Annotated in this window: 16 protein-coding genes; 9 read left to right on the top strand and 7 right to left on the bottom strand. The window is 68.2% G+C overall.

Annotated elements, in window-relative coordinates; translation table 11 throughout:
* The first annotated feature begins 219 nt into the window (after positions 1–219).
* Positions 220–1020, top strand: coding sequence for a class D beta-lactamase (gene blaOXA, locus ACRSCF_RS21765; RefSeq protein ID WP_244386585.1), 801 nt, complete (start codon positions 220–222; stop codon positions 1018–1020).
* Between the two features lie 38 nt (positions 1021–1058).
* Here the strand turns inward: blaOXA and ACRSCF_RS21760 are convergent, their stop codons facing one another.
* The 3 genes from ACRSCF_RS21760 to ACRSCF_RS21750 all read right to left on the bottom strand — a co-directional run bounded on the left by ACRSCF_RS21760 (position 1059) and on the right by ACRSCF_RS21750 (position 4507).
* Positions 1059–1799, bottom strand: coding sequence for an SOS response-associated peptidase (locus ACRSCF_RS21760; RefSeq protein ID WP_034368063.1), 741 nt, complete (start codon positions 1797–1799; stop codon positions 1059–1061).
* Positions 1800–1837: 38 nt separating this feature from the next.
* On the bottom strand, positions 1838–2641 hold the full coding sequence (locus ACRSCF_RS21755) for a PhzF family phenazine biosynthesis protein (protein ID WP_244386583.1): 804 nt from the start codon (positions 2639–2641) through the stop codon (positions 1838–1840).
* Positions 2642–2842: 201 nt separating this feature from the next.
* On the bottom strand, positions 2843–4507 hold the full coding sequence (locus tag ACRSCF_RS21750) for a hypothetical protein (protein WP_244386581.1): 1665 nt from the start codon (positions 4505–4507) through the stop codon (positions 2843–2845).
* Positions 4508–4683: 176 nt separating this feature from the next.
* On the opposite strand from ACRSCF_RS21750, the gene ACRSCF_RS21745 reads away from it, so the two are divergent.
* From ACRSCF_RS21745 to ACRSCF_RS21710, 8 genes are all read left to right on the top strand, one after another.
* The gene (locus tag ACRSCF_RS21745; protein ID WP_034368061.1) at positions 4684–5652 is read left to right on the top strand and encodes a helix-turn-helix transcriptional regulator; all 969 of its coding nucleotides are present in this window, start codon (positions 4684–4686) and stop codon (positions 5650–5652) included.
* An 81-nt stretch (positions 5653–5733) separates the two neighbouring features.
* Positions 5734–6333 (top strand): TetR/AcrR family transcriptional regulator, encoded by a 600-nt coding sequence (locus tag ACRSCF_RS21740; protein ID WP_012204257.1) that lies wholly within the window; start codon positions 5734–5736, stop codon positions 6331–6333.
* 78 nt (positions 6334–6411) lie between these two features.
* Complete coding sequence (locus ACRSCF_RS21735; protein ID WP_034368058.1) at positions 6412–7602, top strand: NAD(P)/FAD-dependent oxidoreductase; 1191 nt, start codon at positions 6412–6414, stop codon at positions 7600–7602.
* Positions 7603–7653: 51 nt separating this feature from the next.
* The gene (locus ACRSCF_RS21730; RefSeq protein ID WP_034368055.1) at positions 7654–8082 is read left to right on the top strand and encodes a DUF1641 domain-containing protein; all 429 of its coding nucleotides are present in this window, start codon (positions 7654–7656) and stop codon (positions 8080–8082) included.
* 184 nt (positions 8083–8266) lie between these two features.
* Positions 8267–9178 (top strand): EamA family transporter, encoded by a 912-nt coding sequence (locus tag ACRSCF_RS21725; protein WP_034368052.1) that lies wholly within the window; start codon positions 8267–8269, stop codon positions 9176–9178.
* 244 nt (positions 9179–9422) lie between these two features.
* Entirely contained in the window at positions 9423–9749 is a 327-nt protein-coding gene (locus ACRSCF_RS21720; protein ID WP_012204261.1) for a DUF3649 domain-containing protein, read from the top strand.
* Positions 9746–11389 carry a PepSY-associated TM helix domain-containing protein gene (locus tag ACRSCF_RS21715; RefSeq protein ID WP_034368050.1) on the top strand — a complete coding sequence of 548 codons (1644 nt, stop codon included), beginning with the start codon at positions 9746–9748 and terminating at the stop codon, positions 11387–11389. Before ACRSCF_RS21720 ends, ACRSCF_RS21715 begins: the two co-directional genes overlap by 4 nt.
* Positions 11386–11718 (top strand): DUF3325 domain-containing protein, encoded by a 333-nt coding sequence (locus ACRSCF_RS21710; protein ID WP_016453816.1) that lies wholly within the window; start codon positions 11386–11388, stop codon positions 11716–11718. The genes ACRSCF_RS21715 and ACRSCF_RS21710 overlap by 4 nt, the downstream gene beginning before the upstream one ends.
* 1 nt (position 11719) lies before the next feature.
* Here the strand turns inward: ACRSCF_RS21710 and ACRSCF_RS21705 are convergent, their stop codons facing one another.
* From ACRSCF_RS21705 to ACRSCF_RS21690, 4 genes are all read right to left on the bottom strand, one after another.
* Entirely contained in the window at positions 11720–12526 is an 807-nt protein-coding gene (locus ACRSCF_RS21705) for an aldolase/citrate lyase family protein (protein WP_034368047.1), read from the bottom strand.
* Positions 12527–12556: 30 nt separating this feature from the next.
* On the bottom strand, positions 12557–14026 hold the full coding sequence (locus tag ACRSCF_RS21700; protein ID WP_133073263.1) for an NAD-dependent succinate-semialdehyde dehydrogenase: 1470 nt from the start codon (positions 14024–14026) through the stop codon (positions 12557–12559).
* Positions 14027–14060: 34 nt separating this feature from the next.
* Positions 14061–15590 (bottom strand): UxaA family hydrolase, encoded by a 1530-nt coding sequence (locus ACRSCF_RS21695; protein WP_034368044.1) that lies wholly within the window; start codon positions 15588–15590, stop codon positions 14061–14063.
* 196 nt (positions 15591–15786) lie between these two features.
* Complete coding sequence (locus ACRSCF_RS21690) at positions 15787–16782, bottom strand: Bug family tripartite tricarboxylate transporter substrate binding protein (RefSeq protein WP_034368040.1); 996 nt, start codon at positions 16780–16782, stop codon at positions 15787–15789.
* Between the last annotated feature and the right edge of the window lie 36 nt (positions 16783–16818).

The raw sequence follows: 16818 nt of genomic DNA, 5'->3' as shown, positions 1-16818 counted from the left end.
CCTTGTTTGTTGTGGTCATGGGGCCGTCTGCCGTTGCCGCCATGGCTGCATTGGCCGGCCTGCAGCGGCCTTGCACAAGTCGTGCCAGCGCAGACGGGGCCCTTGGGGGCCGTGCGATGCAGCCGGAACACCAAAACGGGAAAACCGCGAGTCAAAACAGGGCAGCCGGGCGGGCGGTGCACCATCGGCGTGCGGTGGTGCAGCTCTTAAACTGCCGGCATGAATCGAAGAAATCTGATGTGCGCCGCGCTGCTCGCCTGTCTGTCACAGGCGGCGCTGGCGGCTGCCGAACTGCAGGACAGGCCCGAGTGGGCCCGCTTCTTTGCCGATGCCAAGGTCGATGGCAGCATCGTCGTGGTCGATGCCAGAGGCCCGGCCGAAGCCGTCTACGTCCACAACCGTGACCGGGCGGCGCGGCGCTACTCGCCCGCTTCCACCTTCAAGATCCCGCACAGCCTGTTCGCGCTGGACGCCGGGCTGGTGCGGGATGAATTCCAGCGCATTGCCTGGGATGGCGTGAAGCGCCAGTTGCCGGCCTGGAATGCCGATCAGGACCTGCGCTCGGCCATGCGCAACTCCACCGTCTGGGTGTACGAACGCTTTGCCGGGGAACTGGGCAGCGCGCGCGAGGCTGCCTACATGCGCAAGATCGACTACGGCAATGCGCTGGCCACGGGCGAGGCGCCTTTCTGGGTGGAGGGCGACCTGGCCATCTCGGCGCTGGAGCAGGTGGCCTTCCTGCAGCAGCTGTACCGCAATCGGCTGCCATTGCCGGTGGAACACCAGCGGCTGGTGAAGGACGTGATGATCAACGAGGCCGGCACCGACTGGATACTGCGCGCCAAAACCGGCTGGACGGGCCGTATCGGCTGGTGGGTGGGCTGGGTGGAATGGCCTGCCGGCCCCGTGTTCTTCGCCATGAACATGGACACGCCCCACCGGCTGGCCGACCTGCCCAAGCGCCAGGCCATCACGCGCGACATTCTGCGCTCCATCAACGCGTTGCCCAAGGCGCCGTAGCGCGCGGGACAAGGCCCATGCGTCAGCCCATCAGCCCATCAGCCCATCAGCCCTGGAGGCCGCTTGTCGGCCTTGCGCTCCACGGGGTTGGCGGTGAGCCAGTTGGAGGGGTACTGGCGCATGAACTCGCGCGCCTTTTCCACGCGCGCGTTGAGCCAGGCGTCGTAGGCGCCTTCGTTGAGAATCGCCGGCATGCGCTTTTCCGCGCCGGGCCGCTGGTAGCGGTGCAGCAGCGCATGGCTGTTGGCGTTGACCGTGAGCAGGGCGTAGCTCAGCAGCACCTCGCCATCCGGGCCCGTCCACTGCGCCCACACGCCGGCCACGCCCATGGGCTTGCCGTCGATGCGCGAGATGCGCGTGGGCAGGGCCTTGCCGTTGCGGTAGTCATCCTCGAAAAAGGCGGCCATGGGCACGATGCAGCGCTGGCCATTGAGCCAGGCATCGCGGAAGGCCTGGGCCGTGGAGACGGTCTCCGAACGCGCATTCACCAGCTTGAGCGCGCGCAGCCGTCCATCGGAGGCCGACTTCACCCAGTGCGGCACCAGGCCCCATTGGGCGGCAACCAGCTCGCGTGCGGGCGGTGCCGCAGGGGCGGGCGGTGTGTCGGAAGCGGAGGGTTCTTGCTGTCCGGTGGCGGCATCCGTGGCCACGGCGACGCTGCGGATGAAAAAGCCGGACTTGCGCGGTGTCATGTTGCGCTCGCTGGCGGCAGGCGCCTCCACGCCGAAGGCGTCGCGGTAGGCGTCGGCTTGCGACAGGGATTCGTAGTGGGTACTCATGCGCGGATGGTACCTGCGTGCCAGCGCAAAGTCGGGCGTCAGACGGTAATGGTCCCGGTCAGATAACGCGCGCAATGGCCGGCCACCTCGACGCTGGCATCGGTCACCTCGCAAAACAGCGTGCCCGTGCGGCGAGAGGCCTGGTGGCCGATCAGACGGTTCTTGCCCAGCCTGCCCGCCCAGTAAGGCGCAAGCGCCGCATGGATGGAGCCCGTGACCGGGTCTTCCTCGCCGCCATTGGCGGGCCAGAAATAGCGGCTGACGAAGTCATGGGAGGCGCCCGCATCCGCAGGCGCCGTCACCACCACGTCCAGCGGGCCCAGCGATTTGAGGCGCTCCAGGTCCGGCTTGACGGCTCGCACCTGGTCTTCGGTTGCGTAGACGGCCACGTAGGCCTGCTGGTTCACGAGATAGGCCGTGGGTGCGGGCGTCAGGCCTTCGCGCAGTGCGGCGGGCACCTCATCCAGCGGCTTGGCATCGCGGCGCGGGAAGGTCATGACGATGCGTCCGCCATCCTCCTGCGTGGCGGTGACCTTGCCCACGGCGGCGGCCCAGAACGTGATGCTGCGCAGCGCCGGGTCGGCCTCGAACAGCACGAAGGCGCTCGCCAGCGTGGCATGGCCGCAGAACGCGATCTCGGTCAGGGGGGAGAACCAGCGGATCTCGAAGGCGGCGCGCTCGGCACTCCAGACCAGGAACGAGGTCTCCGAGAGATTGTTCTCTGCGGCAATGGCCTGCAGCGTGGAATCGGCAAGCCATGCATCCAGGGGAATGACGGCGGCCTGATTGCCCTTGAATCGTTCCGATGTGAATGCGTCGATGACGTGGATGGGGAGTTGCATTTGCAAAAGGCCTTTGGGTCGGATTCGTGTGCAGCCCGTCATTGTTGTCTCTGTCTCCAATGGCTGCGCGCGGATTCTACGGTCCGGCAGGATGGAGCTGAGGCATGCATGCCCGGCATGCCGGCCCACGCGGCTGCGGGGCGCCGCGTGGGATGCCTCGCCCCATCCCTTGCTTGAAATGCCCGCTCCCGGCTGCAAGGCTCACTCAATGCCCAGAACCGTTTTCATGGCAGCCCAGGCCACGCCGTTCAGCCGGGTGGAATAGCTGAGCGCCTGGTCTTCGCTGGCAATGGCGGCAGGCAGGCGATAGCCGAATACGCTGCCGTCGAATTCCGTATAGCCCCGCGTCACGCCTTGCATGAAGGTCTTGCCAGGGAAGTCGGCAAAGCTCAGCAGGCGCACGCCCTGGGAGGTGGAGAGGGTGTACGCGCTTTGCGAATGCACGGTGCAGGCGCCCAGATCGCTGTAGGCCGGAGGGGTGGACTCACAGCTGTAGAACTGGGCGTTGGCCGCATCGATGAAGGCCACGCGCAACACATGGTTGGCATCGACCGGCCCCGCCGCCCCGACTGTCGAGGCGCGCACGGTGGCTGGAGTCGACAGGTTCACCGCGCTGGCCGGGCGGCCGGCAATCATGGCTTCCAGCGTGGCGAAGCCGAAGCGGTCCGTGGCCGTGTTGTTGATGAAGGCCGGCGACCGGTTCAACTGCACCGACAGTGCAGTGCGCATCTGTGCGCCCTGCGGGAAGACGGTCGAGCCCAGCGTGGCAGGGTCCATTTCGATGGAGCGGTCATGGCGGATGCCCTCGGCCTGCAGCGTTGTGTCTCCGGCACGCAATTGCGTGATGACTTCGGCCATGGGCTTGCCGCTGACGTCCTGCGAAGCGGTGGTAAAGCCCAGGTAGGCGGTGGACTGGTTGCACAGCAGTGTGCGCGAGGGAACCCCCTGTGTCGTCAGGCGCGCAACGGAACTGTCGCAGCGCGTCCATCCGGTGCTGGTGAGCGTGACGGACGGGAACAGCGCTTCCTGCGTACTGGGTGCACCGTTGGTTTTTCCGCTGCGTGTCTCGAACTGGTGGGCAAAGCCGTCTGCCTGGACGACGCCGTCGGACCTGCGTTCACGCACGGAGTAGTTCTGCGCGTTGCCATAGTTCAGGAACGCCAGTTGGTTCGATGCCACGGCCGCTGCGCCAGGTGCCGTCACCTGAATAGGCACGCCCAACTCAAGCGCGTAGGCGGTGACCTTGGCGGCTGTGCGCGCGGTATCCGCAAGCACGGCGGCACTGGAGGCCGCGTCGCTCTGGTAGTCGTAGATCCTGGCGGCGTCGATGCCGAGCTGGCGGGCCACTGCAGCCTCGGCCACTTCCCTGGCCGTGCCGGCCGCGATGGCCTTTTGCACCAGGCTGGTCAGTGGATTGATCTGCGCGGATTTGCCAGCCGGTGCAGACAGCACGAACGCCTTGGCTGTGGCGGTGCTGGTGGGGTCCGCAGCGTCCACGGATTCGGGTGTGATGCGAGCCAGCACGGGAGCCTGGTTGAAGGCAGCGGTGGCTGCCGCATCGCCGGGTTGATAGGTCAGGCTGAACTTGCCGTCACTGCCGGTGGCCGCTGCGCTGGGCTCGCCCGTGTCGCAGGCTGCATTGGCGTTCAGATCCACGCAGACTGCAGCGTTGCGCACGGCCTGGTCGATGGCGACGGTGCCTGACAGCGTGATGGCCGGCTGTGTCACGGTGCCGCCGCCGGTGCCCCCGCCGCTGTCGGTGCCGCCGCTGCCTCCTCCACAGGCATAGAGGCTTGCAACAAGGCCGCACAGCAGCAAAGGGCGCACGGCGGGAAAGGAAGTGGATGCACTAGGGTGGATTTGCATGGTGTCGGTACAGGAATGTGGGTGGCAAGCCAACTCTATGTGTGACACGCAACAAACAAAATGATGCAATTGCACTATCCTGAAGCGCTGCCGGGGTGGGGCAAGAGGGCACGGCTCGCGCAACACCCGCCCGTGCAGTCGATCTCAACGTATCGAAGAGAGGCAGGCAAGCCGCCATGGACGCTGCATACAACCACCTGCTGCTGAACCTCTACCGGCAATCGCACGAGCAGCCTGTCGAACATTTCCAGGACCAGGCGCTGGACCTGCTCAAACCCGTGCTGCCCTTCGACTCGGCCATGTGGGGCTCGGCCACCATGACGGCGGCCGGCATCGATATCCACACCATCCACCTTCACCGGCAGCCGCCCGAAATGCTGCAGGCCTATGAAGAGGTCAAGCACCTGGACACGGCGGCGCAGGCCGTCACCATGCATCCCAGCGAGACGCTGGCCTTCGAAGCGAGGACCTGGTTCAGTGGCCGGCATCAGGGGGCGCTGCGCGACTACGGCAGGCGCTTCGAGCAGTCGCACTTCTTCATCGGCGGGATGCTGAACCCGAGCACTCTTTACACGCGCTGGCTCACGCTGTTTCGCGCCCGCACGGATGCGCATTGCACCGAGGGCGAGCGCCAACTGCTGGCCGCGCTGCTGCCCCATGTGCAGCAGGCGCTGGAACTCAACCGCCTCACGCATCTGGGGCAGCTTCGGCAGGGCCTGGCCCGTGATCGGTTGGGCTCGGCACTGGCAGACCCGCGCGGCATCATCCACCACATGGACGTCGTCTTCGAGCACGCCTTGCGCGCCGAATGGCCGGGCTGGCAAGGTCCTCGCCTGCCTGCGGCCGTGCAGACTGCGGCACAGGGCGGCGCCCATCGTCTGGTGGCCCACACCCTGGTCATCACGCTGTTCACGCAGCACGGTCTGCTGTGGTTGCGAGCGCGCCCCCGGTGCGCAGCCGACGGGCTGTCCCCCCGCGAAGCCACGGTTGCCCGGCTTGTGGTCCGGGGCCTGACCCACAAGCAGATTGCAGTCCAACTCCAGCGTGCTCCTGCCACGGTGCGCAATCAGATCCGCTCCATCTACGAAAAGCTGGGCATCGCCAACGTGGCATCGCTTGCCGAGGCACTCCGGCTGATGGATTGAGGCCAAGGTCCAGGAAAACCCTGGTGTAGTTTGCACGTGCTTGTGAAAATAGAATGAAGATTCGTTCTACGATCATTTCCCATGCAAGACGAGGCCTGGACCTTCTTCCCGCATGCGGGTTCGCGCCATGTGCAGACGCTGCGCGTGGCGCTCAGGCTGTTCGTGGAGCGGGGCTTCTTCAATACCTCGATACAGGACCTGTGCGCCGAGGCCGGCGTGTCCATCGGTTTCTTCTACAACCACTTTGCCGACAAGGAAGGCATTGCGCGCGAGCTGTACCGGCATTTGCTGGCGCGCATGAATGTGCTGCTTGACGATATCGAGGAGCGGCACGCGGGCAGCGCCCAGCGCTGCCGCGAGGTGCTGCGCATGCTGTTCGGGCTGGCCGAGGCCGAGCCCGAGGCCATGGGCTTCGTGGTCAATGCGCGCCACCGCGAGTTTCTGCCCGACGAGCAGGCCATCTGCTCGGCCTCGGCCTTCGTGCGCATGCGCGGCTTCGTGTTCGCCGGCATGACCGATGGCGAGATCCGCCAGATGGAGCCCATGGTGGCGGCCAGCCTGATGTACGGCAGCGCGATCCGCATGATCTGCCTGCGGCTGGACGGCATCATCGACACGCCCATAGAGCCCCTGTTCGACGCGCTCTGGGACGGGGTGTGGCGATCGCTCAAGCCTGACTGAGCGGCGCATTTTCCGGCGCTGGCGCCGTGCGGCGCCAGCGGTTGTTCCACTGAGGCGAAAGCACAAGGAGTAGCAGGGATGGCGCATCACATCTTGATCATCGGAGGGGGCATTGGCGGCACCATGACCGCCAACCACCTGGTCAGCAAGCTGTATCCGGAGGTGGTCACGGGCAAGGTGCGCATCACCATGCTGTCGAATTCGCCCTGGCACTACTACAAGCCTGCCTTCATGTACGTGGCCTTCAATGCCTTCTTTCGCGACGAGCTGCGGCGCAGGCAGCGCGGCCTGCTGCGGCCCGAGATCGACTTCCAGGTGGAAGAAGTGGAACGCTTCGACTTCGCGCTGCAGGCCGTGCACTGCAGGAGCGGCAAGCGCTTCGGCTACGACCACCTGGTGATCTCCACGGGCTGCGTGCCCTCGCCCGAGCGCATCGAAGGCCTGGCCGAGGCCGGCGACCACTTCTACCAGCACGCGCCCGCGCGGCAGCTGGCCGACAAGCTGGCGCGCATAGAAAAGGGCCGCATCTTCGTCACCGTCACCTTTCCCAAGACGCCCAATGTGCCGCACCAGTGCGGCATCGCGCCCATAGAGACCACGCTGATGCTGGACGACCTGCTGCGCCGGCGCGGCGTGCGCGACAAGGTGGAGATCGTCTACACCTATCCCACGGTCTCGCAGCTGCTGCGCAACTGCCTGTTCCTGCAGAAGGACACCTGCGAGATCCTGCCCACGGTGTTCGAGCAGCGCGGCATTCGCCACCAGCGCGGATTCACGCTGGCGCGCGTGGACCCCGAGGCCAAGGTGGCCCACTCGGAGGAGGGCCAGGCCGAAGACTTCGACATCCTCATGGCCACGCCGCCGATACGCGCCGTGCAGGCCGTGCGCGACTGCGGCCTGTCGCAGGCGCAGGATGGCGAAGGCTGGCTGCCCACCGACCACGAGACCATGCAGGTGCTGGGCCAGAGCCATGTCTATGTGCTGGGCGATACGGTGGACCTGCCGGTGAGCAAGGCCGGCGGCGCCTGCCACAACCAGTCGCCCGTGGTGGTGAACAACATCGCCTCGCAGATCCGCTTCGGCCGCACCAGCGATGCCTACGACGGGCGCGTGGTAGCCATCGCCCAGATGGGCCTGGACGGCGGCATGCCGCTTTGGTACGACTACCAGGTCGACGTCAAGCCCACGCCGCCGACCAAGGTCGGCTCGATGATGCGCAAGGGCTTCAACCGCGGCATGTACTGGGCCGTGGCCCGCGGCCTGGTCTGAGGCCAGGGCCTTTGCATTGTCATTCCAAGCACGAAGACAAGGAGCACCGAGATGAACATCGCTTCCGACATTCCCGTGGCGCAGCCCGCCGCCGGCGGCCTGCTGCAGGACGACGCCGCGCTGCAGGGGCTGGCCGAATTGGTGGGCAAGCTGGAGCCGCTGCTGGCGGGCCGGCGCCTGAACCGCGTGGTCGATCTGCTGTCGGCCACGGCGGACCTGGTGGACATGGCAGACGACTACATGGTCGAGAAGGTCGCCAAGGCCTTCGAGGATGGCGTGGGCGGGGCCTGGGCCGCGGGCAATGCCGCGCGCATGGCGGCGGCCCAGGTGCAGGCCATGGAGGAAACGCCCACCCTGATCGGCCTGATGCGCATGGCACGCGAGCCCGATGTGCGGCGCGGCCTGGCCTTCATGCTGGCCATGGCCGGCGCGCTGGGGCGCCAGCATGCCCACGATCCCATCGACTACGCGGCGGACTGAAACGCAGGGCCGAGCCACGGCCGCCCGGCAGCGCACGGGCTGCGGTGGTACAAACGCCGGGGGCGGATGTGATCCGCCCCTTTTCTTTTTGCCCATTGCCTGCCATGCCTTCTTCCTGTTCCTTGCCGGTGCTGCCGGCCGCTGTCCCTGACCATTGCAGGCCCCGCTGCACCGAGGGCGGGGCATGACCGCGCAGCACCTGAGCCGTGGCGACTGGGCGCGTGCGCTGCTGGTCATCCTGATCTGGGGCACCAACTTCGTGGCCATGAAGTTCGGTTTGCTTAAGCTGTCGCCCATGCTGCTGAGCGCGCTGCGCTTCGTGGTGGCGTCGCTGCCCTTTTTGCTGTTCGTGCGCCCGCCCAAGTCGGTGGGCTGGCGCTATCTGGCCGCCTATGGGCTGGTGCAGGGCGTGGGCCAGTTCGGCATGCTGTTCCTGGGCCTGAAGCTGGGCATGCCGGCGGGCATGGCCTCGGTGGTGCTGCAGACGCAGGCCTTCGTCACGCTGCTGCTGGCCGCCTTCCTGCTGGGCGAGCCCGCGCGCCTGTGGCATTGGCTGGGTCTGGTGGTATCGCTGGGCGGGCTGGTTGCCATTGGCAGCGCCCATGGCGAGGGCGACAACGCCATGACGCTGGCCGGCTTTTTGCTGACCGTGGGCGCAGCCTGCATGTGGGCCGTGTCCAACATGATCACGCGCTATGCGGCGCGCAGCGGCCCCTACGAGCCTTTCCCCTTCATCGTCTGGAGCAGCATCTTCCCCATTGCGCCGCTGATGGCCCTGGCCGTCTGGACCGATGGCGCGGATACGGTCGTGCAGCAACTGGCGGGGATCGACCTGACCGCCGTGGCCTCCATCCTGTACCTGGCGCTGCTGGCCACGCTGCTGGGCTACGGCCTGTGGACGCGCCTGCTGCAGCGCTATGCGGCCGGCACGGTGGCGCCGCTGTCTCTGATGGTGCCCGTGGTGGGCCTGGTCTCGGCCATGCTGCTGCTGGGCGAGCGGCCTACCTTCATGCAGTGGATGGGCACGCTGGCCGTGCTGGCGGGCATGGTGATCAACCAGTTCGGCGGGCGCTGGCTGGCGGGGCGGGCGCGATAGGGGACCAGGCGCCAGGGAGATGGTCGGGGCCGGTGACAGGAGGCCGGCTTTGCATTTCTTTAAATGACTAGGGTAATAAAAATCATTATCATTCCCGCTCTTTGAAAGGCGGCGTGCTTCAGGCGCGCGGCCAACGCCCGGCGCCGCACAGACCTTGAACTGTTGTGGCGCCTTTGTCCGTCCGGGCCTGCGCTGCGGCCACGGCGTCCATGTCGGGCAACGATCCGCAAGAAAGGTCATCCCCATGCAAGCCTCGACCCCGGGAGGGTCCTCTCCATCCCTGCTGCGCTACCGCGTGGCCGTGGCCTCGCGCGCCTTGGCGGCGATCGGCGGCGGCTATCTGCTGTCGGCCGCCTGCGCCGCCACGGGCGCACGTGCCATGGTCTGGCTGGGCGTGGAACGGGCCGATGCGGCGCTGGGCTCGACGCTGCTGGCCTTCATCATCTACGCCGTGGCGGCCATGTGGGCCTTTGGCTGCGCCAGCGCCTGGCGCGCCTGGGCCGTGATCGGCCTGCCGGGCGCGGGCCTGGGACTTTTGGCCTGGATGCTGTCGAACGGAGCCGCCGCATGAGGGCAGACGGCAAACCCGAGGGACTGCGCCAGTCCATGTCCTGGTTGCACACCTGGAGCGGCCTGCTGCTGGGCTGGCTGCTCTACGCGGTGTTCTTCACGGGCACCCTGAGCTATTTCCGCGACGAGATCAACGACTGGATGCGGCCCGAGCTGCACGGCTCGGTGCAGGACGCCGATACCGCGCAGCGCGCACTGGAGGCCATGCAGCGCATCGCGCCGGAGGCCACGACCTGGACGCTGGGCCTGCCCGGCCCGCGCCAGGTGGCGGTGGCCGCATCCTGGCGCGAGCCCGGCGCCGCCACGGGCCGCGCAGGCACCAAGCGCGCCGAGATCGACGCCGCCACGGGCGAGAAGCTGGAGCCGCGCGAGACACGCGCCGGCAACTTCTTCTACCGCTTCCATTTCGAGCTGCACGCCATGCCGCGCATCTGGGGCCGCTGGATCGTGGGCTTCGCCACCATGCTGATGTTCGTGGCCATCATCACGGGCGTGATCACGCACAAGAAGATCTTCACGGACTTCTTCACCTTCCGCCCGCGCAAGGGCCAGCGCTCCTGGCTGGACGCGCACAACGCCACGGCCGTGCTGGCGCTGCCGTTTCACATCGTCATCACCTTCAGCGGACTGGTGCTGCTGATGTTCATGCTCATGCCCTGGGGCATACAGGCGGCCTACAACGGCGACACCAATGCCTACTTCGCCGATGTGCGGGGCGCGCGCGGTCAGGCGGCCAACCAGGGCCCGGGCGCGCGCGGTGACAAACAGGAGCGCCAGGCCGCCGCGCTGGCCGATATCGCGCCCATGCTGGCCGAGGGCGCGCGCCGCTGGCCCGAGCACGGCGTGGGCAGCATCACGGTCAACGCGCCCGGCACCTCGCGCGCGGTGGTCGAGCTGCGCGAAGGCGGCGGCATGAGCCTCATCAACCGCGGCCAGTCCGAGACCCTGCGCTTCGACGGCGTGACCGGCCAGTTGCAGGCCAGCGCCGAGGCGCCCGCCATCTCATGGGTGCGCGCCACCAGCAACGTGATCACCGGCGTGCACCTGGGCCGCTTTGCAGAGCCCGCCACGCGCTGGCTGCTGCTGCTCAGCGGCGTGGTCGGCACCTTCATGGCCGCGTCCGGCATGGTGCTGTGGGTGGTCAAGCGCATGCCCGAGCGCCGCAAGCTGGGCCGCACGCCCTTCGGCCACCGTCTGGTGGAGGTGCTCAACGTGGGCTCCATCGCGGGCCTGTCGGTGGCCGTGGCCGGCTTCTTCTGGCTCAACCGCCTGCTGCCCGTGCCCATGCAGGCGCGCAGTGATTGGGAGATCAACGGCTTCTTCCTGATCTGGCTGCTGTGCCTGCTGCATCCGCTGCGGGTCTCTCACCGCAATGCCTGGCTGCAGCAGATGGCGCTGGCCGCCGTGCTGTATGCGCTGCTGCCCCTGCTCAACCTGCTGACGGGCGGCGCATCGCTGGTGCAAACCATGGCCAACGGGCAGTGGAGCATCGCCAGCTTCGAGTTGCTGATGCTGGGCCTGGCCGCCATCCACGGCGTGGTGGCCTGGTGGCTGCTGCGCGGCAAGCCGGCAGCGGCTGCAGCCCCCCGCACGCAAGCCCGCGCCGCCAGCCATGCCTCCACGCTGGAGCGCGCGTCATGATGATTCTTGCCACCCTTTGCCTGGCCTTTGCAGGCTTTGCCGTCGTCGCCGCTTCCATGGACCGGCACCAGGACCAACTGGGCACCGAAGGCCTGGCGCCCGCGCGCCTGAAGGCCTGGCGGCTGGCCGGCTACGCGCTGTTGGCCCTATCGCTGGCGCCCTGCCTGCTGCGCTGGAATGCCTCGGTGGCCGTGGCCGCCTGGCTGGGCCTGCTGACCTTTGCCGCGCTGGCCCTGGGCCTGCTGCTGACCTATGCGCCGCAGTTCGCGCGGCGTGTGGCGGCCGCTGCAGCGGCGGCGGGGCTGCTGGCCTGGCTGGTGGCTGGCTGATTCAATAGGCGGCAGCTGCCTGCTTTGCAGGCGCGGCCACCGGCGAATCATCGAACTGCCCCCGCAGCCTGCGCGCCGCATTCGCAAACAGCAGCACATCCACGCCCACGGCCACGAAGCTGCAGCCCAGGTCCAGGTAGCGGCTGGCCAGGGCGGGGTCCGAGGTCAGGGTGCCGGCCGCCTTGCCGCTGGCGATGATGGTCTTCATCGCGCCCTCGATGGCGGCCTGCACTTCGGGGTGGCCCGGGTTGCCGCGGTGGCCCATGGAGGCGGCCAGGTCGGCGGGGCCGATGAAGACGCCGTGCACGCCGTCCACCGCGCAGATGACCGGCAGGTTCTGCAGCGCGGTCACGGTCTCGGCTTGCACCAGCAGGCAGACCTCGTCGTCGGCCACCTGCAGGTAGTCGCCGCGTGCGCTCCACTGCGATGCGCGGCCCACGGCGCTGCCCACGCCGCGCACGCCCAGCGGCGGGTAGCGCGTGGCGGACACCACGGCGCGCGCCTGTTCGGCCGTGTCCACCATGGGCACGAGCAAGGTGGTGGCGCCTATGTCCAGCATCTGCTTGATCAGGGCCGTGCTGCCTTCGACCACGCGCACCACGGCCTGGGCCGGGTGCGGGGCCACGGCCTGCAGCGCGGCCAGGGTGCTGCGCACGTCGTTGGGCGCGTGCTCGCCGTCGATCAGCAGCCAGTCATAGCCGCAGGTGGCGGCCGCCTCGGCCAGGTAGGGGTCGGCCATGGACAGCCACAGGCCGATGCGAGGCTGGCCTGCGGCCAGGGCGGTCTTGAAGGGGTTATGGGCTGGCATGGTGTCCGGTGATTTCGTGGAGGGAAAGATTCAGTCCAGCAGGCCCTGGCACACGTACTTGGTGTGCAGGTAGTCGTCCAGGCCGTGGGTGGAGCCCTCGCGGCCGTAGCCCGATTCCTTGACGCCGCCGAAGGGCGCTGCCTCGGCGGCCAGCGCGCCTTCGTTGATGCCGACGATGCCGGTCTCCAACGCATCGGCCATGCGCCAGATGCGGCGTGCGTCATTGCTGTAGAAGTAGGCGGCCAGGCCGAAGGGCGTGTCGTTGGCGGCGGCGATGACCTCGTCCTCGCTGTCGAAGACGGTGAGCGGCGCCACGGGGCCGAAGGTTTCCTCGCAGGCGCAGGCCATGGAGGCATCGGCGCCCGTGAGCACGGTGGGCGCGTAGTAGTTGGCGCCCAGGGCATCCAGGCGCCTGCCGCCCGTGAGCACCCTGGCGCCGCGCGCCACGGCGTCCTGCACATGGCGCTCGATCTTTTCCACGGCGCGCGCGTTGATCATGGGGCCGATCTGCGAGGCCGGGTCGCTGGCCGGGCCCACGTGCAGCGCGGCCACGCGCGCGGCCAGCTTCTGTGCGAACGTGTCGTGCACGCTGCGGTGCACGAAGACGCGGTTGGGGCACACGCAGGTCTGGCCGCCATTGCGGAACTTGGCGGCCATGAAGCCGTCGACGGCGGCATCGATGTCGGCATCCTCGAAGACGATGAAGGGCGCATTGCCGCCCAGCTCCAGCGAGAGCTTCTTGAGCGTGTCGGCGCTGCGCCGCGCCAGGTGCTTGCCCACGGGCGTGGAGCCCGTGAAGGTGATCTTGCGCACGCGCGCGTCGTCCAGCCAGACATCCACCACCTCGGGCGTCTTCTCGCGCGAGGCCGTGACGATGTTGAGCACGCCGGCCGGCACGCCCGCCTCCTGGGCCAGCAGCACCAGGGCCAGCGAGGTCAGCGGCGTGTCTTCCGCGGGCTTGCAGACCACGGTGCAGCCGGCGGCCAGCGCGGGCGCGATCTTGCGGGCGATCATGGCGGCCGGAAAGTTCCAGGGCGTGATGGCGGCCACCACGCCCACGGGCTCGCGCAGCGCAAACATGCGCCGGCCCGGCACGGGCGCGGGAATGATCTCGCCGTTCATGCGCGTGGCCTCTTCGGCAAACCATTCGATGTAGCTGGCCGCGTAGGCGACCTCGCCCTTGCCCTCGGCCAGGGGCTTGCCCTGCTCGCGGCTGATGAGGCGGCCGAGGTCGTCCTGGTGGGCCAGCACCAGGTCGTTCCAGCGCTTGATGATGGCGGCGCGCTGTTTGGCGGGCGTCTTGCGCCAGGCGGGAAAGGCGGCATGCGCGGCGTCCAGCGCGGCGCGGGCCTCGGCGGCGCCGGAGTCGGGCACCTCGGTGATCAGTGCGCCCGTGGCGGGGTCGGTCACGGCCAGGCGCGGGGCGGGCGCGGTCGTCCATTGGCCGGCGATGAAGTTGGCGCTGCGCAGCAGCTCGGGGCGGGTCAGGGTCAGTGGCATGGAATCGGTGGATGCAGGTGTTGTAAGGGGCGGCTCAGCTCACGATGCCCAGGTGCCAGGGCACGAACTCATGGTCGCCCAGGCCCAGGGCCTCGCTCTTGGTGGGCTCGCCGCTGGCGTGGCGCAGGATCTGCGCGAAGATGCGCTGCCCCATCTCGGGCACGCCGCATTCGCCGTCCACGATCAGGCCGCAGTTGATGTCCATGTCTTCCTCCAGGCGCCGGTACATGGGCGTGTTGCTGGCCAGCTTGATGGTGGGCGCGGGCTTGCTGCCGAACATGGAGCCGCGCCCCGTGGTGAAGCAGATCAGGTGCGCGCCGCTGGCAATCTGGCCCGTGGAGGCCACGGGGTCGTAGCCCGGCGAGTCCATGAACACAAAGCCCGGCTCGGTGATGGGCTCGGCATATTCGTAGACGGCGCGCAGCGGCGTGGTGCCACCCTTCATGGCCGAGCCCAGCGATTTCTCGAAGATGTTGGCCAGGCCGCCGGCCTGGTTGCCGTGGCCTACCACGCCGTTGAACTGTGCGTTCTGGCCGGCCGCGTAGCGCTCCCACCAGGCCAGGCGGTCCAGCAGCTTCTGCCCCACGGCAGGCGTGATGGCGCGGCGCGTGAGCATGAATTCCACGCCATGGATCTCGGGCGTTTCCGACAGGATGGCCGTGCCGCCGTGGCGCACCAGGATGTCCATGGCCGCGCCCAGGGCCGGGTTGGCCGAGATGCCCGAAAACCCGTCCGAGCCGCCGCACTCCAGCCCGATCTTCAGGTGGCTGGCGCTGACCGTGCTGCGCCGCGCGGCATCGGCTTCGGGCAGCATCTCTTCGATGGCGCGGATGCCTGCCTCTATGGTCACGCGCGTGCCGCCCACTTCCTGCATCACCAGGGTGCGCATGAGCCGGCCTTCGCACAGGCCCTGCGACTCCACGAGGGCATCGACCTGGTTACGCTCGCAGCCCAGGCCCACGATGAGCACGCCGGCCAGGTTCGGGTGGCGCGCATAGCCGGCCAGCGTGCGGCGCAGCACGTCGAAATGCTCGCTGGGCGAAGACATGCCGCAGCCGCTGGTCTGGGCGAAGGCCACCACGCCGTCCACGTTCGGGAAGGCCGCCATGCGCTCGGCCGTGAAATGCGCGGCAATGCGCTTGATCACCGTGGCCGAGCAGTTCACCGACGACAGGATGCCGATGAAGTTGCGCGTGCCCACGCCGCCGCCGGCGCGCACAAAGCCCTGGAAGCTGGCGCGCTGCGCCTTGGGCACATAGTCCACGGGCCGCACATCGGCGCCGAAGGCCGGGTCGCGGTAGTAGTCCACGATGCGCAGGTTGTGGCTGTGCACATAGTCGCCGGCCTCCAGCTCACGCGTGGCCACGCCGATCACGGTGTCGTACTTCTTCACCTGCTCGCCCTCTGCGATGCGGCGCGCGGCGATCTTGTGGCCCGCAGGCACCTGGGCGCGGGCGCGCACGCCCAGTTCGGGAATCTCCTGGCCCAGCGACAGAGCGGTCCTGGCGACCAGCACGTTGTCGTTGGGATGCAGGTGCAGCAGGGGGCTATCGGTGCGGGACATGCGGGGCTTTCATGGACGGATATTTGCGGGAGGGGCCAAGCCCCAGGTCAAACGAGAGCGTTCTTTCATCAGGTAGACGCATGTGAAAGCGGCATGCCCCAAGCCAGGGGCACCGAGCAAGGGCCTATGCCGGCCGCGCCGCCCCGCAGTGAGGGTGCCGTCCCCTGGGGGAAGGCGCGAAGCGCCTCAGGGGGGGTCAACTCCTCATCAATTCGCGCAGCTTGAGCTTGTCGATGAGCACGGTCTCCTTCTGGTAGACCGTGTTGACGTATTTCTCGTAGTCCGGGCCATCCAGGTACAGCAGCGGCGCATCCAGCTTCTCGGCCACGGACTTGAACTCGGGGCTGGCCACGGCGGCGCGGAAGGCCTCGCGCAGCCTGGCCGCCACGGCCGGCTCCAGGCCACGCGGCGCGCCGATGCCGTTGGGCGCATCGACCACCACGTCGTAGCCGCATTCGCGCAGCGTGGGCACGTCCTTGAAGCGCGCCGTGCGCTGCTCGCCCCAGGTGGCCAGCAGGCGCAGCTTGCCGGCTTCCACATGGGGGGCCCAGGAGCTGGAGTCGGCCAGCGCATCCACATGGCCGCCCAGCACACCCTGCAGTGCCTCGGCGCCGCCCTTGTAGGGCACATGGTTGAGCTGTATGCCGGCCACGCCCGCAAACTCCTCCATGCCCACATGCGTGGCACCGCCCACGCCTGCATGGGCATAGGTCACCTGGCCGGGCCTCGCCTTGGCGGCGGCCACGAAGTCCTTGAGCGTCTTGAACGGCGAATGGGCGGGCACGGCAATGCCGAAGGTCTGGCCCGAGGTGCGCGCGATGTAGGTGTAGTCCTTGCGCGGATCGGCCTGCAGGCTGCCCAGTTGCGAAAAGCGCGTGACCGAGATGGGAATCTGGCCGATGGTGTAGCCGTCCGCCTTGGCCGAGGCCAGCGCCTTGGCGCCGATCATTCCCGAGGCGCCCGCGCGGTTCTCCACCGCGATCGGCTGGCCCAGCAGCTTGCCGGCCACGGTGCACAGCGCGCGCATGGACTGGTCGGCCGTGCCGCCCGCAGGCCAGGGGCAGATGAAGGTGATGGGGCGTTCGGGCCAGCTCTGGGCGAAAAGAGGTCCGGTGGCGGCCAGTGCGCTGGCGCCGAGGGTGGCGAGCACGAATTCGCGCCGGCTTGCATGGCGTGTGCGTGGGGTGTTCATCGCTTGTCTCCTGTATTGGCTTTTTGCAGCCCTGTG

Source organism: Delftia sp. 11MD (genome assembly GCF_050907895.1).
GTDB lineage: Bacteria > Pseudomonadota > Gammaproteobacteria > Burkholderiales > Burkholderiaceae_C > Comamonas > Comamonas tsuruhatensis.
The sequence above is the reverse complement of the archived record's forward strand: the minus strand, read 5'-3'. Positions and strand labels throughout refer to the sequence as shown.